At 59.9% G+C, this 24,213-nt stretch carries 22 protein-coding genes; 15 read left to right on the top strand and 7 right to left on the bottom strand.

What is annotated here, in order from left to right; translation table 11 throughout:
- Nucleotides 1-322 precede the first annotated feature (322 nt).
- From raiA to ABLA28_RS04215, 4 genes are all read right to left on the bottom strand, one after another.
- A complete protein-coding gene (gene raiA / locus ABLA28_RS04230) occupies nt 323-871 on the bottom strand; it encodes a ribosome-associated translation inhibitor RaiA (protein WP_299299942.1) in 549 nt (182 codons plus the stop codon).
- 120 nt (nt 872-991) lie between these two features.
- Nucleotides 992-2,011 (bottom strand): hypothetical protein, encoded by a 1,020-nt coding sequence (locus ABLA28_RS04225; RefSeq protein ID WP_347712635.1) that lies wholly within the window; start codon nt 2,009-2,011, stop codon nt 992-994.
- Between the two features lie 32 nt (nt 2,012-2,043).
- On the bottom strand, nt 2,044-4,533 hold the full coding sequence (gene leuS / locus ABLA28_RS04220; protein ID WP_347712634.1) for a leucine--tRNA ligase: 2,490 nt from the start codon (nt 4,531-4,533) through the stop codon (nt 2,044-2,046).
- Nucleotides 4,534-4,748: 215 nt separating this feature from the next.
- Complete coding sequence (locus ABLA28_RS04215) at nt 4,749-6,770, bottom strand: S8 family serine peptidase (protein ID WP_347712633.1); 2,022 nt, start codon at nt 6,768-6,770, stop codon at nt 4,749-4,751.
- Between the two features lie 440 nt (nt 6,771-7,210).
- On the opposite strand from ABLA28_RS04215, the gene ABLA28_RS04210 reads away from it, so the two are divergent.
- Together ABLA28_RS04210 and thiW are read left to right on the top strand one after the other, a co-directional pair.
- Nucleotides 7,211-7,531 (top strand): heavy metal-binding domain-containing protein, encoded by a 321-nt coding sequence (locus ABLA28_RS04210; protein ID WP_347712632.1) that lies wholly within the window; start codon nt 7,211-7,213, stop codon nt 7,529-7,531.
- Nucleotides 7,532-7,664: 133 nt separating this feature from the next.
- Nucleotides 7,665-8,207 (top strand): energy coupling factor transporter S component ThiW, encoded by a 543-nt coding sequence (gene thiW / locus ABLA28_RS04205; RefSeq protein WP_347712631.1) that lies wholly within the window; start codon nt 7,665-7,667, stop codon nt 8,205-8,207.
- A gap of 7 nt (nt 8,208-8,214) precedes the next feature.
- On the opposite strand, the gene ABLA28_RS04200 is transcribed toward thiW, so the two are convergent.
- Nucleotides 8,215-9,231, bottom strand: coding sequence for a PTS sugar transporter subunit IIC (locus tag ABLA28_RS04200; RefSeq protein ID WP_347712630.1), 1,017 nt, complete (start codon nt 9,229-9,231; stop codon nt 8,215-8,217).
- A 232-nt stretch (nt 9,232-9,463) separates the two neighbouring features.
- Between ABLA28_RS04200 and ftcD the strand changes: the two genes are divergently transcribed.
- Nucleotides 9,464-10,363 carry a glutamate formimidoyltransferase gene (gene ftcD / locus ABLA28_RS04195; RefSeq protein ID WP_347712629.1) on the top strand — a complete coding sequence of 300 codons (900 nt, stop codon included), beginning with the start codon at nt 9,464-9,466 and terminating at the stop codon, nt 10,361-10,363.
- Nucleotides 10,364-10,440: 77 nt separating this feature from the next.
- On the opposite strand, the gene ABLA28_RS04190 is transcribed toward ftcD, so the two are convergent.
- Entirely contained in the window at nt 10,441-11,190 is a 750-nt protein-coding gene (locus ABLA28_RS04190) for an FCD domain-containing protein (protein WP_347712628.1), read from the bottom strand.
- A gap of 566 nt (nt 11,191-11,756) precedes the next feature.
- Here ABLA28_RS04190 and ABLA28_RS04185 point away from each other — a divergent pair.
- The 12 genes from ABLA28_RS04185 to ABLA28_RS04130 all read left to right on the top strand — a co-directional run bounded on the left by ABLA28_RS04185 (nt 11,757) and on the right by ABLA28_RS04130 (nt 23,428).
- Nucleotides 11,757-12,995: a M20 family metallopeptidase gene (locus tag ABLA28_RS04185; protein ID WP_347712627.1), complete on the top strand. Its 1,239-nt coding sequence runs from the start codon at nt 11,757-11,759 to the stop codon at nt 12,993-12,995.
- 95 nt (nt 12,996-13,090) lie between these two features.
- A complete protein-coding gene (locus tag ABLA28_RS04180; protein ID WP_347712626.1) occupies nt 13,091-14,608 on the top strand; it encodes a sodium:solute symporter family protein in 1,518 nt (505 codons plus the stop codon).
- A gap of 109 nt (nt 14,609-14,717) precedes the next feature.
- Nucleotides 14,718-15,545 carry a 3-methyl-2-oxobutanoate hydroxymethyltransferase gene (gene panB, locus ABLA28_RS04175; RefSeq protein ID WP_347712625.1) on the top strand — a complete coding sequence of 276 codons (828 nt, stop codon included), beginning with the start codon at nt 14,718-14,720 and terminating at the stop codon, nt 15,543-15,545.
- Nucleotides 15,546-15,572: 27 nt separating this feature from the next.
- A complete protein-coding gene (locus ABLA28_RS04170) occupies nt 15,573-16,511 on the top strand; it encodes a 2-dehydropantoate 2-reductase (protein WP_347712624.1) in 939 nt (312 codons plus the stop codon).
- A 117-nt stretch (nt 16,512-16,628) separates the two neighbouring features.
- A complete protein-coding gene (locus ABLA28_RS04165; protein WP_347712623.1) occupies nt 16,629-17,627 on the top strand; it encodes a TRAP transporter substrate-binding protein in 999 nt (332 codons plus the stop codon).
- Between the two features lie 79 nt (nt 17,628-17,706).
- The gene (locus ABLA28_RS04160; protein ID WP_347712622.1) at nt 17,707-18,192 is read left to right on the top strand and encodes a TRAP transporter small permease; all 486 of its coding nucleotides are present in this window, start codon (nt 17,707-17,709) and stop codon (nt 18,190-18,192) included.
- On the top strand, nt 18,189-19,466 hold the full coding sequence (locus ABLA28_RS04155; protein WP_347712621.1) for a TRAP transporter large permease: 1,278 nt from the start codon (nt 18,189-18,191) through the stop codon (nt 19,464-19,466). Before ABLA28_RS04160 ends, ABLA28_RS04155 begins: the two co-directional genes overlap by 4 nt.
- 192 nt (nt 19,467-19,658) lie before the next feature.
- Nucleotides 19,659-20,489: a 30S ribosomal protein S2 gene (gene rpsB, locus ABLA28_RS04150; protein ID WP_314718735.1), complete on the top strand. Its 831-nt coding sequence runs from the start codon at nt 19,659-19,661 to the stop codon at nt 20,487-20,489.
- A gap of 1 nt (nt 20,490) precedes the next feature.
- Nucleotides 20,491-21,087 carry a translation elongation factor Ts gene (gene tsf, locus ABLA28_RS04145; protein WP_347712620.1) on the top strand — a complete coding sequence of 199 codons (597 nt, stop codon included), beginning with the start codon at nt 20,491-20,493 and terminating at the stop codon, nt 21,085-21,087.
- A 121-nt stretch (nt 21,088-21,208) separates the two neighbouring features.
- Nucleotides 21,209-21,934, top strand: coding sequence for a UMP kinase (pyrH, locus tag ABLA28_RS04140; RefSeq protein ID WP_299297784.1), 726 nt, complete (start codon nt 21,209-21,211; stop codon nt 21,932-21,934).
- Between the two features lie 91 nt (nt 21,935-22,025).
- Nucleotides 22,026-22,583, top strand: a complete 558-nt coding sequence (frr, locus tag ABLA28_RS04135) for a ribosome recycling factor (RefSeq protein WP_299297782.1) — start codon at nt 22,026-22,028, stop codon at nt 22,581-22,583.
- 41 nt (nt 22,584-22,624) lie between these two features.
- The gene (locus tag ABLA28_RS04130) at nt 22,625-23,428 is read left to right on the top strand and encodes a protein-glutamate O-methyltransferase CheR (protein ID WP_347712619.1); all 804 of its coding nucleotides are present in this window, start codon (nt 22,625-22,627) and stop codon (nt 23,426-23,428) included.
- 79 nt (nt 23,429-23,507) lie between these two features.
- On the opposite strand, the gene ABLA28_RS04125 is transcribed toward ABLA28_RS04130, so the two are convergent.
- On the bottom strand, nt 23,508-24,213 hold a 706-nt coding region (locus tag ABLA28_RS04125; RefSeq protein ID WP_347712618.1), incomplete at its 5' end, for an IMP dehydrogenase.

Here is a 24,213-nt window from a genome sequence, read left to right as displayed (position 1 = left end):
TGAAGCCTCTGATGAAGCCTCTGATGAAGCCTCTGATGAAGCCTCTGATGAAGCCTCTGATGAAGCCCCCTGGTGAAGAATCTAAACGACCAACTCGGCTCGCTACGCTTGCCGGTTGTCTGCTTATAAGCTCGAAAACGCAAATCAGAGATTTGCTTTCTCGCTTATAAGCGACCCGCATAACTGGTGGGGCGACTAAGTGCCGGGCACTGGATTGACGGGCGGAGCGCGCCGCATGGTACGCCCGCATCTCAAAAGAGCGGCCCCCTCGAGGGCCGCTCTCGCGTAAGCTGCGTGTTTGTGGCGCGTTTTGCCGCAGCCCTTACTTCATGGGCTCCAAGCGTCCGTAGTTGCCGTCCTTGCGCTTGTAGACGACGTTGATGTCGCCCGTATCGGCGTTCTGGAACATGAAGAAGGTGTGTCCCACGAGGTCCATCTGCATCGCGGCCTCCTTGGGGTCCATGGGATGCACGGGGATCCTCTTCACCTTTTCGATGACGGGGTCCTGGAGCTCGATGCCCTCGAGGGGGGCCTCCACCGTTTCGTCCAGGCTGAAGGAGAACTCGGCGTCGCCCTGGTACTGCCCCTTCTTCTTGAGGTAGTCGTTGTGGCGCTTGATTTGGCGCTCCAGGTTCTTCAACGCCTGGTCGAAAGCCCTGCGGGGATCGTTGGCGTTCTCCTCCGCCCGCAGGATGACGCCGTTGGCGTTGGCCGTCGTCTCCACGTTGAAGTTGCCCTTGTGAAGGCTGACGACCACCTGGCTGTTCAGGATCTTCCTGAAGAATTTTTCCAGTTTGGAGACCTTGCCCTCCATGTAGCCTCGCAGTTTGTCGTCGATCTCCGTCCCTCGCTGCACAAAACGTACTTCCATCGACCTTCGCCTCCGTTTCTCAGATAGCGGATAAGAGAGATGTTGAGAGCGGACCCGGAAGCCTGCCCGTGGCCGGACGCCTGCCCGCGGGGGGCGGCTTCCGCTTCGATTGTAGCACATTTACCTCTTGCCGTATCGGGATGGGGTGCGATCCGTTTTTTGTCCCGGTCCCTTACCGGAGGCGCGGCGCAGGAGCTCCCAGAGGAGAAGCTCGAAATCCGGCCAGCCCCCGGCGGCGGAGGTCTTTTCCCTCCAGGAGAGGCCGGCGGCCCCCAGCATGAAGCGCTTGATCGCCTCCGCGCCGAAGTTCCCGAGGGCGAGCCTGGACATCCTCACGGCGTGGTCCCGGGGACCGCCGGAGGCCCGCAGGGCCGCCGCCTCGTCCTCCGGGAAACAGGCCAGATAAAGCGCGGGCCGCAGGCGGTTGCCCAGAGCGGCCAGCAGACGCAGCGGGGAGGGATCGGACCGGAGGTGCCGCAGGCTCCGCACCACCTCGCCGTGGCGGGCCTGACAGAGGCCGTCGAGAAATTGAAGCAGTGCCTTGGCCCCCTCGTCGAAGGAGAGCGCCCTCACGTCGTCGACCCCGATCTCCCTGCCGGAGGCGTAGAAGGACAGCTTGTCGAGCTCCGAGCGCAGCTCCTCCTGAGACTCCAGCGACTCGCCCAACAGGGCCGCGGCCGCGGGGTTCAGCCGGCAGCCGCGCTCCCGGGCCAGGCCGAGAAGCCAGTCCTTTCGCTTCCAGGGCGGTACGGACGCCTCCGCCTTGAGGAACAGAATTCTCTTGAGCGCCAGGGTCTCCCTGGAAAAAATCTTCCGGGTGTCTCCTGCGAAGGTCGCGACGACGACGCTCTCCGCCTCGTCGCCCTCCTGGCCGTCCTCCAGGATGGAGGCCAGTTCGTCGGGAAAGGGACCCAGCGCCTCCGCGCCCTCGGCCACCGTGACCGTCCGGGCGTCGAACAGGCCGCGCGCGCCCGCGGAGGCAAAGAGCTCCTTCCAGTCCCGGAACGCCGTGCCGGCCTCGAGCTTTCCCGCCAGGGCGAAGCCTTTTTCGGAGAGCGCCGCCAGCTGCTCCGCGAGCTGACGGCGCTGGCCCTCGTGCCCCTCGATTACGATGAGGCGGGACATGAAAAGGTCGGACATGGGGGGATGCCGATGTCGAGCGCCCGGGTGCCTCAGCCCTTGACGACGATGTTGACCAGCTTGTCCGGGACGACGATCGTCTTGACGACGGGGCGCCCGTCCAGGCGTTCCCTGACGGTGGGGTCGGCCATCACCCGGGCCTCGAGTTCCGCGCCGTCCAGCCCGGCCGGCAGCTCCAGCCTGGCTCGGACCTTGCCGTTGATCTGCACGACGACGGTCACGGCATCCTGAGCCAGGGCGTCCGCCTCGGCGACCGGCCAGGGGGCGACGCTGATGGGGTCCGCGTTGCCCAGCATCTCCCAGAGCTCCTCGGCGATGTGGGGGGAGAACGGGGACAGACAGTTCAGCAGGACGTTCACGGCCTCGCGCCGCAGGGCGTCCGCCTCCGCGCCCTCGGCGGCGAAGGAGTAGAGGGCGTTGGTCAGCTCCATCAGGCGTGCGATGGCCGTGTTGAACTGCTTCTCCCTGTCGATGTCACGGGTCACGGCCTCGATGGTCGTGTGGATCCTGCGCTTGAAGTCCCGCAGGACGGGGTCCTGAAGCCGATTCATCGGGATGGGATCTCCTGTGGACCTCAGGACGTCGAGGTGCTCCTCGACGTAGCGCCACACGCGTCCCAGGAAGCGGTGCGCTCCCTCCACGCCTCGCTCCGACCAGTCCAGATCATTCTGGGGCGGCGCGGCGAAGAGGATGAAGAGCCGGACCGTGTCCGCGCCGTACTTTTCGACAATCTCCGTCGGGTCCACGACGTTGCCCAGGGACTTGGACATCTTGGCGCCGTCCTTGATCACCATGCCCTGGGTCAGCAGGTTGATGAAGGGCTCCCGAACCTTCATCATCCCGATGTCCGCCAGGAACTTCGTGAAGAACCGGGCGTAGATCAGGTGCAGGCAGGCGTGCTCGATGCCGCCGATGTACTGGTCCACGGCCATCCAGTAGTCCACGTCCGCCCTCTCGAAGGGGGCCTTCGTGTCGTTGGGCGAGCAGTAGCGGTTGAAGTACCAGGACGAGCAGAAGAACGTGTCCATCGTGTCCGCCTCCCGGGTCGCGGGAGCGCCGCACTGCGGACAGGTCGTGGCCAGCCACTCGGGCATGTCCAGAAGGGGAGAGCGCCCGACGTCCTTCACCTCGACGTCCTCGGGCAGCAGAACGGGGAGCTGCTCCTCCGGGACGGGCACGACGCCGCAGTGCGGGCAGTGCACGAACGGGATGGGCGTGCCCCAGTAGCGCTGGCGCGAGATCAGCCAGTCGCGCAGGCGGAAGTTCACCTCGCGCTTGCAGAACCCCTCGCGCTCGCCCCAGGCGATCATCGTGGGGATGGCCCGGGCCGTCGGCAGGCCGTCGAACTGGCCGGAGTTGCAGGCGATGCCGTCGTCCTCGAAGGCGGCCGTCATCGTCGCGCCGTCCAGGTGTCCGCCCTCCGGCTGGATGACGGGGATGACCTCGATTCCGTACTTGCGGCAGAAGTCGAAGTCGCGCTGGTCGTGCGCGGGGACGCCCATGATGGCCCCGGTGCCGTAGTCCGTCAGGACGTAGTTGGCGATCCAGATGGGGATGGGCTTGCCCGTGACGGGATGCCGGCCGCAGAAGGGGGTTTTGCAGCCCAGCTTCTCCGCTCCGGCGTCGGAGCGCTCGATCGCGCTCTGGGCCCCAACCCGGTCCACGAAATCGCTCAGCTTCCGGGCCTCGTCCTCTGGCAGACGCTCGATCATTTTCCTCACCAGCTCGTGTTCGGGCGCCAGGGCGATGAAGGTGATGCCGAACACCGTGTCGAACCGCGTGGTGAAAGCCTCGATGGTGTAGTCCAGCTCGGGAAGGTGGAAGGTGAGCTGCGCGCCCTCGGATCGGCCGATCCAGTTGCGCTGCATGATGCGCACGCGCTCCGGCCAGCCTCCGAGCTTCGTCTCGATGTCGTCCACCAGCTCCTGAGCGTAGTCGGTGATCTTGATGAACCACTGCCGGAGGTTCTTCTTGGTGACGGAGGAATGGCAGCGCCAGCAGTGCCCGCCGTCCACCACCTGCTCGTTGGCCAGGACGGTGCCACAGGACCCGCACCAGTTGACGGGCGCCTCCTTGCGGTAGACCAGGCCCTTTTTGTACATCTGCAGGAATATCCACTGATTCCACCGGTAGTAGTTCGGGTTGCAGGTCTCGACGCGGCGTCTCCAGTCGTAGCTGTAGCCCATGCTCTTGAGCTGGCTGGTCATGTGCTCGATGTTGTTCCAGGTCCAGTCGTGCGGCTTGGTCCTGTACTTGATGGCGGCGTTCTCCGCGGGCATTCCGAACGCGTCGAAGCCCATGGGGTAGAGGACGTTCATCCCCTTCTTGCGGAGAAAGCGCGCGAGCATGTCTCCCATGGAATAGTTGCGGATGTGCCCCATGTGCAGGGCTCCGCTGGGGTAGGGAAACATCTCGAGACAGTAGAACTTGGGACGCGAGGGGTCCGTCTCCGCCTCGAAACACCGCTTCTCCTGCCATACCCTCTGCCACTTAGCTTCGATTGCATGAAAATCGTACGCCATCGTCCTGTCCTCCTCGGAAGTTCGCCTGCACCTGTCAGGAAATATAAAGGGAATTATAGCGTTTTCGGCGTGAAACGGCAAAATTTTTTGGCAAAAATTCGAGAGTACGAGGGAAAGCGGCGGTAGGGTAAGGCCTCCATAAAAAGTACGAGCGGCCCCGGTTGAGGGCCGCTCGTATGAGGTCGATCGTACTCGAGAAAATGCGGGGACGGGGGTCAGCGCCTCCGGCTCGGGAGGAACGCGAGCGCCAACAGGCCCAGGGCGAGGAATCCGCCGTTGCAGCCGCCGCTCGATTTCGATTCCTGTCCGGGGTTGGGGTCGGGCAGAAGCGGACTCCGGTCCGTCATGCCGCTCAGAGGGATGCCCGTCGCTCCCAGCGGAACCCTCGTGTCCGCGGCATCTCCCTCCAGCCGGCAGTTCAGCGCCTCGATGGCCGCCGTGCTCAGATTCTCCCTGGCGACCGTGCCCGTGATCTGCAGCGTGTAGGTCAGAGAAGCCGAAGCTGCGGAAGGCGAGGCCGCCGCAGAGGAGGCATTTTCTTTTTCCGGGATCGTGGCCCTGACGGAGTCCAGACCCCTGGTCTCGACGGATGCGGAGATCAATTCCTTTTGCGTCGAAAAGGGGACGCGGATCGTCACGGGGGTGTTTCCCCGCGCGTCGGGGGTCCCGTAAATGATCGTCCATAGGCTGGGGGTCGTCGGGACAACGACGTCGCCCGAGGTGAACTCCCCCGGATCGGGCTGCGGCATGGGGTTGGGCTGCGGCATGGGGTCGGGCTGTGGCTTGGGGTCGGGCTGAGGCTTGGGCCCCAGATCGGCGCTCGTCGCCTCCAGGATGTCCAGCGCCTTTTTCACGTCCAGGTAGCCGTATTGGGAGAGCTTGGCGCCGCCCGTGTTCGTCCGCGCCGTCGCTACCGGGTTCCGGCTGCCGTTCGCTCCCCTCAGCAGGGCATCCTTGATCTGGGACGCCGTGGCGTTCGGGTAGCGGCTCGCCAGCAGCGCAACGGCCCCGGCAACGTGCGGGGTTGCCTGAGACGTGCCGGACATTGCGCCGTACAGACTTCCATAAGTATGTCCGGGGTGTTCCGGATCCGAGGCGCTCGGAAAGACCGTGCTGAGGATGTTGACGCCCGGAGCCGCGAGCGAGACGGCCGTCGGGCTCCAGTTCGAGAAGACTGCCGCACTGCCGTCGGATGCCGCCGCCCCGACGACGATCAGGTTCTTCAGCCCCGTGAAGGACGCAGGATAGCAGTATTGTCCTCTCCTGAACATGGGATTGGCGGGATCGCTGGGGTCGTCATAGGGCGCAGGTTTGCCCACCTCCAGCCCCTCGTTTCCCGCCGCGACGACGATCACGGTCCGGTCCATGTTGTCCAGAATCTTGTAGACAAGCCAGTAGGGATCCGGCAGCGACTGAGCTTCGCTCGGAGTTATGCCCGCGTACCCTCCCAGCGAGAGGTTGATTGCGGCGACCTTCATCTGCGGATTTGTGCGAAGGAGGGAGATCAGGTAGCTGAAAGCCTCCACGGTCCAGGAGGATGGACCGGCCCCGTCCGCGCCCATGATCCGCAGCGTGATCAGCCGCGTCGTCCAGCTCACTCCCGCGACGCCCAGGCCGTTGTTCCCCACGGCCCCGATCGTCCCCGCAACGTGCGTCCCGTGTCCGTGGGCGTCGGCGTAGCCTTGGCTGCTCTTGGAGAAATCCCGGCTGAGTCCCGTATCCAGGTTCGGCCGAAGGTCCTCGTGGGCGGCATGGATACCCGTATCCGCAACCGCGACGTATACGTCCGTGCTGCCCGTCACGACGTCCCACGCCTCGGGAGCGCGGATGGCCTTCAGTCCCCAAAGCTCTCCCGAGGCGTATCGGGGATCGTTGGGCTGCCGCATGGCCCGGGTGATGTAGTTTGGAGCTGCCGCGAGCACGTCGGCCCTCGCCCTCAGGTCCTCCACCAGCTGATTCGCCGTTACGGTCTCGGATCGGACCAGCGCGAAGACGCCGTCGCCGGCCTCGGACAGGGCCCCGTAGGCCTGCATCACCCGTGCCCCGGAGGCCGCCGCCAGCGCCGCCAGGCGGAACGATTCCGCCCCGCGCTCCACGGAGGCCGCCGTCACGACGGCGCCGGGCGCCTTCTTGAAGACCACCAGCGCCTCGCCCTCGACGCAGGGGGCGGCAAGGGCCCCCCCTGGAGCTGTCAGCAGCCCCAAAAGGACCGCGGCGAGCAAAAACGACTTTCTCATCTCTTCCCCTCCATTTTTCTGCGGGCCCGCCCGACGTTTCAAAAACGAAGGCAGCCGCGCGGCAAAAAGGCCTGCCCACATCGCCGTGCCGTACTTGTCCGCACGCTTGTGATTTCAAGAGTAACTTTAGGGCAAAACCCTCTTTCAGTCAACGATTTTCCGCATTTCGCCGTCATCCGGGGATAAGGTTTTTCCGCAGAATACGGGCGATCGGCCCGGGGCCGTTTTGCCATCCGTGGGAAAACCGGGGGCCTTTGAACCCGGACGGCCGGGTTGCGCTTGCCCCCGTCCCCCCGAGGGCCTACAATAATCCTGGAGAGACCCCTCGTAAAAAGCACGAACGTGCGGGGGAGGAAATGAGAGGGGACCTGCGGAGCTCACGTGTCCGAGTCCGCTTGTCCCTGTGGAAAGACATTGCAGGAAAGGGAGGTCTTCGCGGCATGATCGTGACGACGACGCCCGGCATCGAGGGGCGCACCATCAGGGAGTATCGGGGCATCGTGTTTGGCGAGGTGGTCGCCGGGGTCAATTTTCTGAAGGATATCGGAGCGGTGCTGCGCAACGTCTTTGGGGGCCGTTCCAAGGGCTACGAGGAGGAGCTGACCCGTGCCCGGACGGAGAGCCTGGCCGAGATGGGCCAGAAGGCGGCTGCGCTGGGGGCCGACGCGGTGGTGGGGGTCAAGATGGACTACGAGGTGCTGGGCGCAAACAACGACATGTTGATGGTGACGTGCAGCGGAACGGCCGTGAAGCTGGACTGAGGTCCGAGGCCCCACCGGCGGGGCCTCGAGGGACGGGGAACAGGGCCCCGCCCCGAACCGATAATTCCGAACCAATAATGAGGAGTTGAGATCTTGAATGAAGAGTCGAGATCAGGAAAGGAGATGTCCTTCGATGCACAAATCCTCTGAAGGCCGGGGCTCTGCGGTAACCAGAACACATCTGCGGTCCATGCTCCTGGCCGCGCTCCTCGCGGCGGCGGCCGTCCTGCTCGCGCCCTTCTCGTTTCCCGTCGGACCCTCGCGGTGTTTTCCATTTCAGCACACGCTCAACGCCGTGGCCGGGGTCCTGCTGGGGCCCTGGTGGGCTGTGGGCAGCGCGTTCGTCGCCAGCCTCGTCCGCTATGCGACGGGCATGGGGACGATCCTTGCCTTTCCCGGAAGCCTTTTCGGGGCATTGGCCGTGGGGGTGACTGCCCGCACGGTCCTGCGCGGACAAGGGGGTAGGGCCTGGGCGGCCCTCGCAGAGCCCTGCGCTACGGGGACGCTGGGCGCCTTCACAGCGGCCCTGATCGTATCCCCCGGGGCGGTGGGAGGGATGTTCGTCACCCTCTCGGCCGCGTTTCTCACCAGCAGCGTTCCGGGCGCCCTCCTTGGCCTGGTCGTTCTCAAGGGCCTCGAAAAGCGCCTGAAGGGCACGGCCAAAGCGGCGGAATAGCGCGGCGTCATGCCTCCCTGTCCAGCGTCATATCCCCCGGCCGGATCAGCCCCCGGCCCTCGAGAATCCTGGCGAAGAACCAGGTGAGCAGGGCGGGGAGGATGAAATGCAGCAGGATCACGCCGGGCCAGGCGGACTCGCCCATCACGGTGAACGTGCCGATCTGCCCCACCAGGCCGCTCGTCCCCATCCCCGCGCCGACGCTGTTGTTCTTCATCCGGAAAAGCAGCGTCGCGAGGGGGCCCAGGACGGCCGAGGCGAGGGTCGGCGGAACCCATATCCAGGGGTTGCGCATGATGTTCGGCACCTGAATCATGGATGTGCCCAGCCCCTGGGCGATCAGGCCCCCGATCCCGTTCTCCCGGAAGCTCATGACCGCGAACCCGACCATCTGCGCGCTGCACCCCACCGTGGAGGCCCCGGCGGCGAGCCCCGAGAGCCCCAACGAGATCGCCAGGGCGGCGCTGCTGATCGGCAGCGTGAGGATCATCCCCATGACGACGGAGACGGCGATGCCCATCGGCAGCGGCTGCAGGGTCGTCGTCAGGTTGACGAGATCCCCGACGGCGTTCATTCCTCTCGCAATCCAGGGCGCGCAGGTCACGGCCGCGAGTCCGCCGCCGACGATCGTGGCGAGAGGGATCAACAGGATGTCGAGCCCCTTACCTCCTTTTCCCTGCACGATCTTGCCGCACAGGACCCCGACGAGAGCCGAGACGGCGGCCCCTACGGGCTCGCCGGGCACGGGCGCAGGGCCGGCAAAGGCCCCAGCCCCGACAGCGCCGACCGCCAGAGAGGAGAAGACCGCCAGGGGCGGGGCCGAGACGCTGCACGCGATGCTGGCTGCGATAGCCGGTCCCATGAGGATCTGCGCCGTACTGCCGAGTTTCGTCAGCAGGGGAACTGAGAGGTAGGCGCCCGCCTGCCTCAGGATCAACCCCACGATCAGGGAGGCGAAGAGTCCGCGCCCCATTCCATTCATTACGTCGATGACAAAGTCCCAGCCTTTCCGTTGTCTGTCCATCGAGAGTCCTCCTATGCTGACCGAGCTGACGGTCCGGTGTGATCCTCCGGTTCCGTCCTGCATTATATCAAAGGAGAAAAGCGTAAAAGGCGGTAAAAGGCGGAGGGCACGGACTTTTTCGTTTTTTCGTCTTCGTCTATAATGCTGAGACAAGGCGAACTCGAAACCATACGGCGTTTGAACCCATTGCGGATGCCGGAATGACCGGAATGAAAGGACAGGATGAACGGATATGGCGAAGCTCGTGGAATGCGTACCGAATTTCAGCGAGGGGCAGAGGGCCGAGGTCATCGAGGCCATCATCGACGAGGCGCGCGGGACGCCTGGCGTGACCGTCCTGGACCACTCCTCCGACCCCAGTCACAATCGGACGGTGCTCACCTTCGTGGGCGAGCCTCAGGCCGCCAAGCGGGCGGCGTTCGCCTGCTGCGCCAGGGCCGCGGAGCTGATCGACATGGAGAAGCACAGGGGCGGGCATCCCCGCATCGGTGCAACGGACGTCATTCCCTTCATCCCCGTCTCGAACGTTGCGATGGAGGAGTGCGTGGCCCTGGCCCACGAGCTGGGCAGGGAGATTGCCGACAAGCTCTCCATTCCCGTCTACTTCTACGAGGCCGCCGCGAAGCGTCCCTCGATGAAGGCGCTGCCAGACGTCCGCAAGGGAGAGTACGAGGGGCTGAAGGAGGCCATCAAAACGCCGGAACGCGCCCCCGACGAGGGGCCTCGGGCCATGCACCCCAAGGCCGGAGCTACGGTCGTCGGCGCGCGCCCCTTTCTGGTGGCCTTCAACATCAATCTGTCTACCCCCGACGTGGCGCTGGCCAAGCACATCGCCCAGACCATCCGCGCGGCCAGGGGCGGCTACGTGAACTGCCGCGCCATCGGCCTGGCGCTCGAGGAAAGGGGGATCACTCAGGTCTCCATCAATATGACGGACTACACCGCGACCCCGCTGCACCGCGTCTTCGAGACCGTCAAGTCCGAGGCCGCGCGCTACGGCGTCAGCGTCGTGGGCAGCGAGATCATCGGGCTCACCCCCATGCAGGCCCTCCTGGACGCCGCCGACTTCTACCTGCGCCTCGAGGGTTTCAAGCGCGACCAGGTGCTGGAGGCCCGCTTGCTTGGGGAATAGCGCGCCGGGGGTCCGCGTCGCTTGAAACCCGAGGGGGGGTACGGGGGGCGTCGGCCCCCCGCACTTTTACTTCGAGATTAAAGGGGCCCCTGACAAAATATGTCCCGAGCGAGTTCACTGGGAGACTCGTTGAAAAATCGGCGTATCTTTAAGGTTCGACAAAGGTGTTGTCGCATGACCTCTCCAGCCTCTTCCGAGTTCTGAGCGCGAATAGCCTCTACAATCATCGCATGTTCGCGAAAAGCGTTTTGAGCCCAACCGTCGACGCGATTAAAAAGCATCCCACGATAGCGCCGTGTAAAGTCTCGCATCAGGGAAGCCACACCTTCATAGACGCGCAGCAGAAGCTCGTTCCTGGTTGTTCGCATGATCGTCTGATGTAATAGAAAATCCCACTCGTCTCCGCGGGCGTAGTTTTTCTCATCACAATAGTCGATATTCGATAAGGCGCTCAGGCAACGATCCATCTGTTCGAGATCCATATCGTTTCGAACCAGTGCGGCGATTTTGGCTGCCGGGATTTCCAAAATAAGGCGGACTTCCAATATCTCGCTGCCCAATACCGATGGCCATTGAGCCACCCCTTCGAGGTTTTGTGCGACTTTTTCCTCTCCATTACGAACAATGGAGATGCCGCTGCGCCCCTCGATAGAAATCCTTCCCATCCCTACCATAGTCATTAGTGCTTCTCTGAGAAGGGTACGAGTCACCCCCATTTTCTCCATCAATTCACGCTCAGGTGGCAGTTTTGTGGCTGTTCTGAAGCAGCCCGTCTGAATTTCCTCTGTCAATCGTCGAATCAGTTGCTCCCGCTTCGTCTCAATCACACATCACCATTCCTTATATATGCAGGAAAGTATTATTGTACCGCTCTCCGACTTGAAGATGGTTATGATCCATGAATAGCGGTTTCCTTCGCTGCTTGTATTACGTAACCCTTATTCTAACGGATTATTGAGGTCAACAGGACTTTTCTAGGCCTTTTTGTCTGTCCTTCCCTCCCGATTGCGTGCGTTATGATTGTATATCCAGGTTTTCCGAGTTGCCATATTCAAGATCATTAAAACATAGATGGATCCAATACGGGGCTCCGCTGTTTTCTTCCTGGATCCTCAAAGTTTGAACAAAATGTTTTTAAAAGAATTTATATCGTGACTTTACACGTTTCAATTTTGTGCTATCATGATGCAAAGACAGACTGTAGGATCAACTGGTATAACCAAAACATTTCCCGTGATTCACAAGATTACCCGCCGATTCGTTTGTATTGCCATGCTTCTGATATTTGTCTTTGTAGCTATGGTCTCAACAAGACATAAATCTATTTTCAGGTGCTAAAGGGTTTGTCGTGGCGTTGTTTTGAGGAAAGCAAACAGGAGCGGAGGTGTTTGTTGTGAATTATGAGAAAGTTCTGGAATGCCTGGATACTGAGGGATTGATTCGATTTGTGCAGGATGTCGTGCGCATCGACAGTGTGTATGATCCGGGGGTTCCTGGTGCCGACGAGTCCCGCGTGACGGAGTTCGTGTCGAAGTTTCTTAGGGATGATGGGTTCGAGGTCCATCTGGACGAGGTCGCTCCGGGCAGGACGAATATTGTGGCATTTCTGCGAGGCGAAGCGGGTGGAAAAACCATCTTGATGGAAGGACATCAGGATGTCGTCTCCATCGGAAACCGCGAGGAATGGAAATATGATCCATTTGGTGCGGAGATTGTGGAGCGAGATGGAAAGAAAGTCATGTATGGCCGTGGGTCCAATGATACAAAGGGCAATATGGGAGCGGCTATCTTCGCGGCTCGTGCAATTCGCGACAGTAAAATTCCCTTCAAAGGAAATATTCTGCTTTGTATTCCCGTCGATGAAGAGGGGATGATGATTGGCATCAAGCATTTTATTGAAAAAGGTTGGGCCAAGGGTGTCGATGGAGCCCTAATCTGTGAGCCGGAGGAGAAGCACCTTTGTGTGTTCCAGAAGGGGGCGCTCCGTTTTCGAATCACCTTCCATGGCACTCAGTGTCATGGCTGTATGCCTCTGACGGGGAACGATCCCAACTGGGCTTTGGCTCGTTTTATTGTAGAACTGCGGCAGCTGGAGAACTTTGAAAAGGATCGGCTGGGCAAACACGAATTTCTGGGTTGGCCCAGCTTCACGCCCACCGTCCTTCAGGCTCCGGTCACCGGAGTGGCGCAACTAAACGTGGTGCCGAAAGAGGCGAGCCTGGCTTTGGATGTCCGCACTGTACCTGGTCAGGAGCATGACGGGATCCGTCGTCAGATTCAGGGAATAGTGGATCGTTTGTCGAGACAACATTCTTCTGGTGACGACAAATTCTCTGCCACCATAGAGCAGTTGGACGACCGGCCATGGACCGAGATTTCACGAGATCATCCACTCGTTGCCTCAGCGGCACGCGCCTACCGCGAGGTTATGGGGTGGGAGGAAATCTATGACGGTGTTCCCGGAGCGACCGATGGGACTTTCTTGCAGGCCTGGAATAATATCCCCGTCCTGGTGACCGGCGCAGGCGATCGTGAAATCCCACACCATGTGGACGAGTGGGTGGAGATCGATGATGTGATCGAGGCCTCGAAAATCTTTGCCTTAACTGCGTTGTATTTTATGGAGAGCTAAGCGAAAGGGTGTTTCTCCCCGTGATGTAGCCGTCTGAATGGGGCAGAGGTTGCGCGTGATACGACCGGCGACTAGATTGAGGGAGGCGTTTTTAAATGGATCTGGTATTGCACAATGGTTACGTTCAAGCCATTTTTGGTTATGCGATTCTGCTGATTCTGATCGGGTGGTTCGTGGGTAGCAAGGTCAAGAGCTCGTCGGGTTTCTTCGTGGCGGGGCGAAAACTTGGGACAGGGCTTCTTGCCACCACCTTGATCGCAGCTAACCTGGGGGCAGGGTCTACGGTTGGGGTTGCGGCTATTGCCTACAAGTCCGGCATCTCCGCCTGGTGGTGGATCGGGAGCGCCGGTATCGGCTCCATGATCCTGGCGTTCTGTGTTGGCCCCAAGATTTGGCGCATCGCCTGCCGATATGACCTCTATACCTTGGGGGACTATCTGGATAGACGTTACAGCAAAGCGTTCCGAGGACTTTTCTCCGGCATGATGTCCATCGGTACCTTGGCGTTGTTCTCGGGGCAGCTCTTGGGTATCGCCTGGATTCTTGATGTCGTTGCAGGGGTGCCGAAAACGGTGGGGGTCATTGCGGGTGCGGTTGTTACGACGCTCTATTTTGCAGCTGGCGGCCTGCTCTCCGCTGCGATAGTCAATATCGTTGAGCTCGTGGTAATCCTCGCCGGCTTTCTCATTGCCCTGCCCTACATCTACGAGTTCGTTGGAGGGTGGGCAGGGTTGACCTCCAAGGTCGCCCAGAATCTACCTGATACGGTGCAACAGGCGTCTTTTTTCTCCATGGATGGCATTGGCGTTACGGTTATCGTTGGTTACCTGGTCATGCTCGTCCCGTCCTTCTTTATATCCCCTGGGTTGATCGGCAAAGTCTTTGGGGCGAAAGATGAGCATGCTATCCGCTGGGGAACAGCGACCAACGGCATCGTTCAACTGTTATTCGCAATTATCCCCGTTTTTATCGGCATGGCTGCTTTCGCGGCCTTTCCGGATCTTCCACGCGCGGATCTGGCCCTGCCGACCGCGATGAAGGAGATGATGCCTTTCTCCATCGCGACATTGGCGTTGGCTGCCATCTTCGCTGCCGAGGTCAGCACGGCGGATGCTGTACTTTATATGCTGGCGACATCCGTATCCAACGATATCTATAAGAGTTTCCTGAACCCCCGGGTATCGGACGAAGGACTCTTGAAGTTTTCTCGAATTATCACTCTTCTGTCGGGGGTGCTGGGTGTACTCTTTGCATTGAAACTCGGCAGTATCATATCTGCGCTGACGATTTTCTACTCACTGATGAGTGTATCTCTGGCCGCACCGCTCGTCTTTGGGCTCTTTACTCGACGCGCCTCCAATGCCGGGGCCATTCTTGCCTCGGTCTGCGGCATTGCTCTCACGTTGTTCTGTAGCTTCTATCAGGGGACGGAGACGGTGAATCTATGGGTTGGCGTGTTGGATACCAAAACGCACTTGGTTGACCTTGGGTTCTCCAAGCTCAATGCCACCACTTGCGGTATTCTATTTGCTTTTATCGTGATGGCCATTTCGCTCCTGGTGCTGCCTTATCACGGTAATTCGTTGGATGATTCTACTCCTTCTCTCGAATGAAGGGCAATATAAACTTTCTGTTGTAACCATCGGCGATGAATAGATACCCCGAAAAAATCATAGCTCTATTGCAATGTTCTTTTCTACATTATTGAGGGAGGTTTGTGTTATGCCCAAGGTAACGATTCAAAAACTCCAGGAGATGAAGCAAAACGGGGAGAAGATCAGCTACGTCACGGCCTATGACTTCGGCCAGGCGACATTGGTGGAGAAGTCAGGAATAGAGATGATCTTGGTTGGAGATAGTCTGTCCATGACTATGCTGGGCCACGAATCTACGGTGCCTCTGACCACAGATCAGATGATCCATCACATCAGGGCTGTCGTGAAGGGAGCGCCTTCCCCGATGATCGTAGGAGATCTCGTCTTCGGATCTTACAATGAGACCCCGGAGCAGGCCATCCACAGCGCCAACCGCTTGCTGAAAGAAGGAGGATGTGATGTCGTCAAGCTGGAGGGGTGCATGCCCGAGACGGTTCGCCGCATGGTCGATGCGGGTATTGGGGTGCAGGGACATATCGGCCTGACCCCGCAGACGGCAGGGCTTCTGGGTGGGTTTAAATTGCAGGGTAAGAACATGGATGCGGCACGGAAGATCGTGGATCAGGCGAAATCCTTGGAGCAGGCGGGAGCCTTCTCCCTGGTTGTGGAATGTGTGCCCGAGGAACTGGGACGGGCAATCACCGAAGCAGTGAAGATCCCCGTGATTGGTATCGGCGCCGGGCGATATTGCGATGGCCAGGTACTGGTCTATCACGATCTGCTGGGAATGTTCGACCGTTTCCGTCCCAAATTTGTCAAAAAATACGCCGATATTGGTGAGCAGATTGTTAAGGCGCTGCAGGAGTACAAACAGGAGGTCCGTGACGTCAAATTCCCCAGCGATGAATATGTCTTTGGAGGACTCAGCAAGGACGATATCGGGAAGATTTACTGATCTCGTTCTGTAGGAGGGAAAAGGCCAATGAAGATCGCCATTCTTGGCGCTGGAGCTATGGGATGTCTTTACGGAGGAACACTGGCGGAAGCAGGCCATGAGGTGGTGTTGATCGATGTGTGGAAGGAGCACGTCGAGGCGCTCAATACGTCGGGCTTACAAATTGAGGAGCCGGATCGAATACGCCGGATTGAAAATATCCGTGCGGTTACGCACCCTTCCGAAATAGGTGCGGTCGAGCTTGTGATTGTGTTCGTGAAAGCCACCCTGACGGAACAAGCTGCGCGAGAAGCCTTCTGTTTAGTTGGAGAGGAAACAATGGTATTGACTCTCCAGAATGGTTTGGGGAACGTCGAAAAATTAAACTCCGTTATGGGTCTTTCTCACGTGATAGCGGGTACGACGGGACATGGATCCACACTGTTGGGGCCCGGACGTATCCGACACGCTGGAACGGGAGAAACAGTGATTGGAGAACAAAGTGGGGTCCGTTCCGAGCGTATTGCCGCATTGGCATCGACTTTCAACCATGCAGGGATTGCCACGAAGATCTCAGAAAACGTCATGGGGTTAATTTGGACCAAATTGATTGTTAACGTTGGCATTAATGCCTTAACCGCCGTGACGGGCATGAGGAACGGACAACTCGTTGACTATCCCGAGACGGAGTCCTTGATGCGAGCCGCGATAGATGAAGCCTGTGCAGTGGCCCGCTCCAAGGGGATTTGCTTTGAGGTGGCCGATCCTTTCGAGCATACACGAAATATCGCTAAAAAAACGGCAGAAAACCGTTCCTCAATGCTCCAGGATGTCATGGCCAAGCGTAAGACTGAGATATCCGTTATTAATGGAGCTATTGTCGAGCTGGGGGAGAAACTTGGTATTGCCGTGCCGGTGAATGCGGTACTGACGAAATTGATCACGGTTCGGGAGAAAACCTACAATCTTTCGAATGGTGCCGCGTAAAAGGTCCTGCTTGCAGCTTTTTGAGGTCCCTTCCCCACCAAAATGACCAGAGGGGAAAACCGCTTGTGGTTCTCTTGAATAATTAAGCTTATTAATATTTCGCAGGAGGAGTTGGAAATGACACGTTGTCGAAGAAGTATATTGTTTGTTCTGCTTCTGTTGTGCACGGCTCTGTTTGCTATGCCGGTATCGGCAGAACCGAAATTCGTATTGAAACTGGGGCATGCGGTTCCGGAGGAGAATGCTTACCATTACGGGGCCGTGCGTTTTAAGGAGCTGGTTGAAGAACGCACCCAGGGTAACGTGAAAATCGACATTTTTCCCAATAATCAGCTGGGAACAGGAGAGCGGGATATTTTGGAAGGGCTTCAATTGGGGACCATCGACATGTATGTCGGTTCTACCGGACCGGTTGGTGGTTTTGAGAAGCGATTCCTCATTTTCGACTTTCCCTTTCTTTTCCAGAACAAGACCCACGTTTACAGCGTCTTGGACGGGGAGATCGGTCGCCATATTCTGGGCTTGCTGGAATCTAAGGGAATCCGAGGCTTAGCCTGGATGGAGAATGGGTTCCGCAACCTCACGAATTCCAAGCGTCCGGTAAATGGACTGGGAGACATCGCAGGGCTCAAAATTCGTACACAGGAGAACAAGGTTCACATGGCGATGTGGCGTCTATTGGGTGCAGACCCAACACCGATGGCGTGGAGTGAAGTCTTCACAGCTCTCCAACAGGGCACCATCGATGGACAGGAAAATCCGATTCCGGTCATCTACACATCCAAGCTCTTTGAGGTCCAGAAGTACCTGGCGTTGACGCAGCATGTATTCTCTCCAGCTATGATTGCTGTTGCACAGCCTGTTTTTATGTCATTGCCCAAGGAATATCAGACTATATTCATGGCCGCAGCGCAGGAAGCCGCACTCTATCAACGCGAGGTGTGCGACAAAATGGAACATGAATATATCGAGACGCTCAAGAAGAACGGGATGGAGGTTACAACGCCTGACATCGAGCCTTTAAGGGAGGCTTCAAAAAAGGTCTACGAGGATTTCCGTGGAGAGCTTGGGGACGTTGCAGAACTCCTGGACAATATTATAAGTGCTAAACCCTAGGAGCCCAACGTGACTGTTTTGGATCCAGGGCGCGGTCCTTCGCCGCGCCCTTTTTCTTAGGTTTGGGGGAGATATCCTGATGCGACGGTTTTCGAGTTTCCTGGATTTTGTGCAGGGATGTACGGAATACCTCCTGTTCCTTTTGGTTGGCTCAATGGTGGTTATCGTCTTCGCACAGGTCGTCTTCCGCTTCATCCTGCGTGCGTCGTTGCCTTGGTCGGAGGAAGCCAGTCGTTACATCATGGTATGGCTTTCCATGCTGGGGGCTGGCATCGGATTGCGCCGAAAGGGGCATATCGGGGTTGAGGCTCTGACGATGCTTTTCCCGAAGCATCTGAAACGTGCGACGGCCGTGTTCGGCTCGTTGGTCGCGATCCTTTTCTGTTGCGGCCTGATCCTTTATGGAGTACGTCTTCTCAGGGTTGTGGCCGCTCAGGAGTCCCCAGCGATGGAAATCTCCATGGCCATTCCTTACGGAGCTCTCGTCGCAGGAGGCACCCTGATGCTGTTCTACGCTCTGGAGGCCATGCTTCTGCAGTTACGAGGGGAGGAGAGCAGCCTATGATGTCCGTACTCTTTGTCACGCTCATTACGTTCTTCCTTCTCAATATCCCTATAGCCCTTTCCATTGGGAGCGCGACACTTTTGACCTTGATGCTGGGACAGATTCCTCCGACGGTGCTCGTCCAGAAAATGTTTACCGCCATGGATTCGTTTCCCCTTATGGCCGTCCCATTCTTTATCCTGGCCGGAGCACTGATGGAGACCGGAGGGATATCGCGCCGGCTCATTCATCTGGCGAACACCTTCGTGGGCCATTTCGCGGGTGGCCTGGCCTTTGTTGCCATCATCGCCAGCATGTTTTTCGGGGCCATTTCAGGGGCGGCTGCAGCCTGTGTTGCCGCGATCGGGAGTGTTCTCATCCCCGAGATGGTCACACGCGGATATGGAAAACCCTACACCGCCGCCGTTCAGGCCACGGCTGGAACCCTTGGGGTCATGATCCCGCCAAGCATCCCTATGATCATCTACGGTGTCATGACCGGTGTGTCCGTGGGGGCTCTTTTCATGGGCGGAGTCCTGCCGGGGGTGCTGGTAGGACTCTCTCTGATGTTTGTTGCATGGCTGATTGCCCGTCGGTGCGGCTACCGCGGAGAACGGCGCTACTCGTGGTCGGAACGGGGAGCAGCCTTTGTGGATGCCTTCTGGGCCCTGTTGATGCCGGTCATCATCCTCGGGGGGATCTACGGCGGCGTGTTTACCCCTACGGAGGCCGCTGTCGTTGCGGTGGTCTACGGTCTCTTTGTGGGGCTCTTCATCTATCGTGAGCTCCGCGTCGCGCAGCTCAAAGCCATCTTCGTGAACACGGCGGTCAGTACCGCGATCATCCTTTTCATCATTGGGACCTCTTCGGCCTTCAGCTGGGTGATTACTTCCAGGCGTGTGCCCCAGATGGTGGCGGAGGGAATGCTGACTCTCTCCTCAAGCCCTGTCGTGATCCTTCTTCTGATCAACCTCTTGTTGCTCTTCATCGGAACATTTATGGAGACGGTCGCCTCCATTATCATTCTCGTTCCCGTGTTGATGCCTGTTCTACAGACTATCGGGGTGGACCCACTGCATTTCGGAATCGTCATCGTGGTCAACCTAGCCATCGGTATGGTTACCCCACCGTTAGGCGTTTGTCTTTTTGTCAGCTGCGGCATCGCTAAAATTTCTCTTGAGGACATTTCCCGTGCGGCATTACCCTTCATCCTGGTGATGGTTCTCGATATCCTCCTGCTCAGCTATCTGCCATTTTTGAGTACAGCCCTTCCGCGTCTGATGGGGCTCTACTGATCTATTAAGGGTAAGGCGAAAGCTATCCTCAAAATCGGAACTTTTTGATATACTGTCCTTCGTGTTGTCGATCACACACATCCGGCGCGGGGCCGCAAAGGTGTTCCGCATGCCGCCCTCGGGCGGGGCGCGGGATCGGGGAGCCTCAATAAGGGCGCCGGGTGGAGGCTTAACCTTTGGGAGGTTGAAAAAGTGGCAGTTGTGAGCATGAAGCAGTTGCTGGAGTGCGGCGTGCACTTCGGGCACCAGACGAGGCGCTGGAACCCCAAGATGAAGCCCTACATCTTCACGGAACGCAACGGGGTCTACATCATCGACCTGCAGAAGACCGTGAGGGGTTTGGATAAGGCGTACGATTTCATCCGTACGACGGCCTCGGAGGGGGGCACGGTGCTCTTCGTCGGGACCAAGCGCCAGGCGCAGGACACGATCCGCGACGAGGCGACGCGCTGCGGCCAGCATTTCATCAACCAGCGCTGGCTGGGCGGCCTGATGACGAATTTCCCCACGATCCGCAAGCGCGTCCAGCGGATGCTGGAGCTCCGCAAGTACGACGAGGACAATACCTGGGAGAAGTTCTCCAAGAAGGAGCTCGCCGCGCTGCGCAAGGAGCAGCTGAAGCTCGAGAAGTACCTGGGCGGCATCGCCAAGATGACGGCCGTCCCGGACGCGATTTTCCTGATCGACCCGCGCCGCGAGGAGAACGCCATCGCCGAGGCCCGCAAGCTGGGCGTGCCGGTGGTCTCGATCGTCGATACGAACTGCGATCCCGAGGTGATCGACTACCCCATCCCGGGCAATGACGACGCCATCCGCGCCATCAAGCTGATCACGGGGCTTATGGCGAACGCGGTGATCGAGGGCCGGCAGGGCGAGGACGAGGCCGCCCCCGCGGAGGCCGCCAAGGCCGAGGAGGAAGCCAAGCCCGTGGACGTCAGCGAGAACGACCTGATCGCGGTCCGCGAGCGTCTGCACAATACCTACGGCGGCGACGACGACGGTGAAGGCAAGGGGGATCGCTGATATGGCCGAGATTTCCGCAGGCGTGGTCAAGGAGCTCCGGGAGCGCACGGGCTCCGGGATGATGGACTGCAAGAAGGCGCTGGCCGAGACGAACGGCGATGTGGAGAAGGCCATCGACTACCTTCGTGAGAAGGGGCTCGCCAAGGCGGCCAAGAAGGCCAGCCGGACGGCCAGCGACGGCCGCATCTTCCACTACGTCCACAACAACTTCAAGGTGGGCGCGCTGCTGGAGCTGAACAGCGAGACGGACTTCGTCGCCAAGACGGACGAGTTCAACGAACTGGGGCACGAGATCGCCATGCACATCACGGCGGCGAATCCCCTCTACCTCCGTCCCGAGGACGTCCCGGCCGAGGACCTGGAGCGCGAGAAGGAGATTTACCGTCAGCAGCTCCGGGACGAGGGCAAGCCCGAGGACCGCATCGAGAATATCGTGGAGGGCAAGGTCCGCAAGTTCTACGAGACGACCTGCCTGATGGAGCAGGCCTACATCAGGGACCCCGACAAGAAGATCGCCGACCTGGTGGTGGATATGATCGCCAAGCTGGGCGAGAACATCGTCGTCAAACGCTTCGCCCGCTTCATGATCGGGGAATGATTTATTGAATACCGCTTCAGAATGACGGATCCGGCGTGGACGATTCCTTCCTCCGCGCCGGATTTTTGTTGCAGGCAGGGAGCTTTCTTCGTGATTTTTGTTCCGTTGAGGAGGGATTGCGATGCCGAGGTATAAGCGGGTCCTGCTGAAGCTCTCCGGGGAGGTGCTGGCCGGGGACAGGCACTTTGGCCTTGATTTCGACGCGATGCGTCGAATCGGGGCGGAGCTCGCTGAGGTTCACCGTGCGGGCGTCGAGCTGTGTATGGTGGTGGGCGGCGGCAACATGCTGCGGGGCCGGGACGTCGAGAAGCTGGGCATCGAGCGGGCCCAGGCCGATTACATGGGCATGCTGGGGACGGTCGTCAACGCCCTGGGGCTTCAGGACGTCCTGGAGAAGCTGGGCGTCCCGACGCGCGTCCAGACCGCGATCGAGATGCGGGCGGTCGCGGAGCCCTACATCCGCCGCCGCGCCCTGCGGCACATGGAGAAGGGGCGCGTGGTGATCTTCGCCGCGGGGACGGGCTCCCCGTTCTTCTCGACGGATACCACCGCCGCCCTGCGGGCGGCGGAGATGAACGCGGACTGCATGGTCAAGGGGACGAAGGTGGACGGGATCTACGACAGGGACCCGAGCGCCTTCAAGGACGCGAAGTTCCTCTCCCGCGTCACCTACAGCGAGGCGCTGCGCGACAGCATCGAGGTCATGGACGCCTCCGCGTTCTCCCTCTGCCGCGAGAACCGGATTCCGATCCTCGTCCTGAACGTTCAGAGCCAGGGCACACTGGTTTCGGCGCTTGTCAAAGGCGAGCGAATTGGTACAATCGTGGAGGAGGGGGAGCCCGGATAACGGCGCCCCCGTCTTTCTGGCCGTCGTCCATGCGGATGCGGCCGGAAACACGAGAACAGGAAAGCGAAAACCTGAGAGGAGGAAAAACGTTATGCCCAGAAACGAGATCAAACAGCTGCGGGACAGGATGGAGAAGGCCCTGGCGTTTTTGCATAACGAATACCTGGCGATCCGGACCGGCCGGGCCCATCCGGGGCTGGTGAGCGATATCAAGGCGGACTACTACGGAACGCCGACGCCCCTCAAGCAGATGGCGAACATCACGATCCCCGAGGCCCGCAAGCTTCAGATCACGCCCTTCGACCGCTCCGGCCTGAAGACGATCGAAAAGGCGATCCTGGCCTCGAACCTCGGGATCACCCCTCAGAACGACGGGGAATGCATCCGCCTGACCCTGCCGGAGCTCACGCGGGAGCGGCGCGTGGAGCTGACGAAGCTCCTGGCGAAGAAGGCCGAGGAGACGCGCGTCGTCCTGAGGAACCACCGCCGCGATTCCGTCGAGGTCCTGAAGAAGATGGAGAAGGACTCCGCCATCACCGAGGACGACCTGAAGAAGTACACCAAGGAGGTCCAGGACGCGACGGACGAATACATCAAAAAGGTCGACGAGGCCTATAAGGCGAAGGAGAAGGAAGTCCTGGAGGACTGACCCGACGGAGAACGCCCGGAGATCTTCTGGAGGAGAGCCTGATGGAAGAGCGGAACCAATACACCTCGCCCGAATACGACGGGTTCAAGCAGAAGCTGCGCAAGATTATCGGACTGGACCTGAATTCCTACAAAAATCAGATTCACCGGCGGGTCCACATGCTGATGGATCGTTGGAACGTCAAGACCTATGACGACTATTTCAACACGATCAAGAACGACGACAAAAAGCTGAGGGAGTTTCTGGACCACCTGACGATCAACGTGTCGGAGTTCTTCCGCAACGACAGCCAGTGGTGGAAGCTGCGGGATCAGCTCATCCCCGAGCTGATCAAGAAGCGGGGCCACAAGCGGCTGAAGCTGTGGAGCGCCGGCTGCGCCACGGGCGAGGAACCGTATTCCCTGGCCATTCTGTCGGCCGTCTGCGGACTGGACGCCTCGACCCCGGTGCTGGCCGCCGACATCGACCAGGGGGCCATCGCCATCGCCCAGAAGGGCGTCTACCTGAAGCGGCAGCTTCTGAACGTCCCGCCGGAGTACCTCTCCAAGTACTTCACGACCCGGGACGGAGGCGAGACCTACGAGGTGAACGCCGAGATCAAGCGGCGCGTGTCGTTCAAGCGCTTCAACATGATCGACGACGCCTTCGGCAGCGGGTTCGACGTCATCCTCTGCCGCAACGTCGTCATCTACTTCACGGCGGAGACCAAGGCTCTGCTCTACGTCAAGTTCTTCAACGCCCTGGCGCCCGGCGGGTATTTCCTGGTCGGGTCCACGGAGCAGATCTTCGAGTACAAGAAGATGGGCTTCGAGATGGCGGGACCGTTCCTCTACACGCGAAAATAAGGCGACGCGAAAACGAGCGGGCCGGACTCTCCCGGCCCGGCGAACGCCCCCGGACGGGAAGTCCGGGGGCACGGGAGCCCTACTTTCCCGTCCGTTTCATGGTCTCCTTCATCAGCACGTCGTGCGCTCCGCCCTCGGAGATCGTCATGGGCGAGACCAGGGTCAGCCGCGCCTTCTCCCGCATCTCGGGGATGGACAGCGCGCCGCAGTTGCAGAACGTCGAGCGCACCTTGCTGAGCGTCTCCGCCACGTTGTCCCTCAGGCTGCCCGCGTAGGGCACGTAGGAGTCCACGCCCTCCTCGAACGACAGCTTCTGCTCCGCGCCGGCGTCGCCCGTGTCGTAGCGCTGCCAGTTCCGTGCGCGCGAGGAACCCTCGCCCCAGTACTCCTTGACGAAGTTCCCGTTCACCATCACCTTGTTCGTCGGGCTCTCGTCGAACCGCGCGAAGTACCGTCCCAGCATGCAGAAGTCCGCGCCCATCGCCAGGGCCAGCGTGATGTGATAGTCCATCACGATGCCGCCGTCGGAGCAGACCGGCACGTAGACGCCCGTCTCCTCGAAGTAGGCGTCGCGCGCGCGGGCCACCTCGATCACGGCCGTGGCCTGCCCGCGCCCGATCCCCTTGGCCTCGCGCGTGATGCAGATGGACCCGCCGCCGATCCCCACCTTGACGAAGTCCGCCCCCGCTTCGGCCAGGAAGCGGAACCCGTCCGCATCCACGACGTTCCCGCCCCCGACCCGCACCGCATCCCCGTACCGCTCGCGGACCCAGGAGAGCGTGCGG

Source organism: uncultured Fretibacterium sp., from assembly GCF_963544685.1.
In the GTDB taxonomy this organism is placed as follows: domain Bacteria; phylum Synergistota; class Synergistia; order Synergistales; family Aminobacteriaceae; genus CAJPSE01.
This window is presented reverse-complemented; position numbering and strand designations above follow the sequence as displayed.

Bases quoted from the DNA above. Each gene is read 5' to 3' on its own strand.
- raiA (WP_299299942.1), bottom strand. From the start codon at position 871: ATGGAAGTACGTTTTGTGCAGCGAGGGACGGAGATCGACGACAAACTG.
- ABLA28_RS04225 (WP_347712635.1), bottom strand. From the start codon at position 2,011: ATGTCCGACCTTTTCATGTCCCGCCTCATCGTAATCGAGGGGCACGAG.
- leuS (WP_347712634.1), bottom strand. From the start codon at position 4,533: ATGGCGTACGATTTTCATGCAATCGAAGCTAAGTGGCAGAGGGTATGG.
- ABLA28_RS04215 (WP_347712633.1), bottom strand. From the start codon at position 6,770: ATGAGAAAGTCGTTTTTGCTCGCCGCGGTCCTTTTGGGGCTGCTGACA.
- ABLA28_RS04210 (WP_347712632.1), top strand. From the start codon at position 7,211: ATGATCGTGACGACGACGCCCGGCATCGAGGGGCGCACCATCAGGGAG.
- thiW (WP_347712631.1), top strand. From the start codon at position 7,665: ATGCACAAATCCTCTGAAGGCCGGGGCTCTGCGGTAACCAGAACACAT.
- ABLA28_RS04200 (WP_347712630.1), bottom strand. From the start codon at position 9,231: ATGGACAGACAACGGAAAGGCTGGGACTTTGTCATCGACGTAATGAAT.
- ftcD (WP_347712629.1), top strand. From the start codon at position 9,464: ATGGCGAAGCTCGTGGAATGCGTACCGAATTTCAGCGAGGGGCAGAGG.
- ABLA28_RS04180 (WP_347712626.1), top strand. From the start codon at position 13,091: ATGGATCTGGTATTGCACAATGGTTACGTTCAAGCCATTTTTGGTTAT.
- panB (WP_347712625.1), top strand. From the start codon at position 14,718: ATGCCCAAGGTAACGATTCAAAAACTCCAGGAGATGAAGCAAAACGGG.
- ABLA28_RS04170 (WP_347712624.1), top strand. From the start codon at position 15,573: ATGAAGATCGCCATTCTTGGCGCTGGAGCTATGGGATGTCTTTACGGA.
- ABLA28_RS04165 (WP_347712623.1), top strand. From the start codon at position 16,629: ATGACACGTTGTCGAAGAAGTATATTGTTTGTTCTGCTTCTGTTGTGC.
- ABLA28_RS04160 (WP_347712622.1), top strand. From the start codon at position 17,707: ATGCGACGGTTTTCGAGTTTCCTGGATTTTGTGCAGGGATGTACGGAA.
- ABLA28_RS04155 (WP_347712621.1), top strand. From the start codon at position 18,189: ATGATGTCCGTACTCTTTGTCACGCTCATTACGTTCTTCCTTCTCAAT.
- tsf (WP_347712620.1), top strand. From the start codon at position 20,491: ATGGCCGAGATTTCCGCAGGCGTGGTCAAGGAGCTCCGGGAGCGCACG.
- pyrH (WP_299297784.1), top strand. From the start codon at position 21,209: ATGCCGAGGTATAAGCGGGTCCTGCTGAAGCTCTCCGGGGAGGTGCTG.
- frr (WP_299297782.1), top strand. From the start codon at position 22,026: ATGCCCAGAAACGAGATCAAACAGCTGCGGGACAGGATGGAGAAGGCC.
- ABLA28_RS04130 (WP_347712619.1), top strand. From the start codon at position 22,625: ATGGAAGAGCGGAACCAATACACCTCGCCCGAATACGACGGGTTCAAG.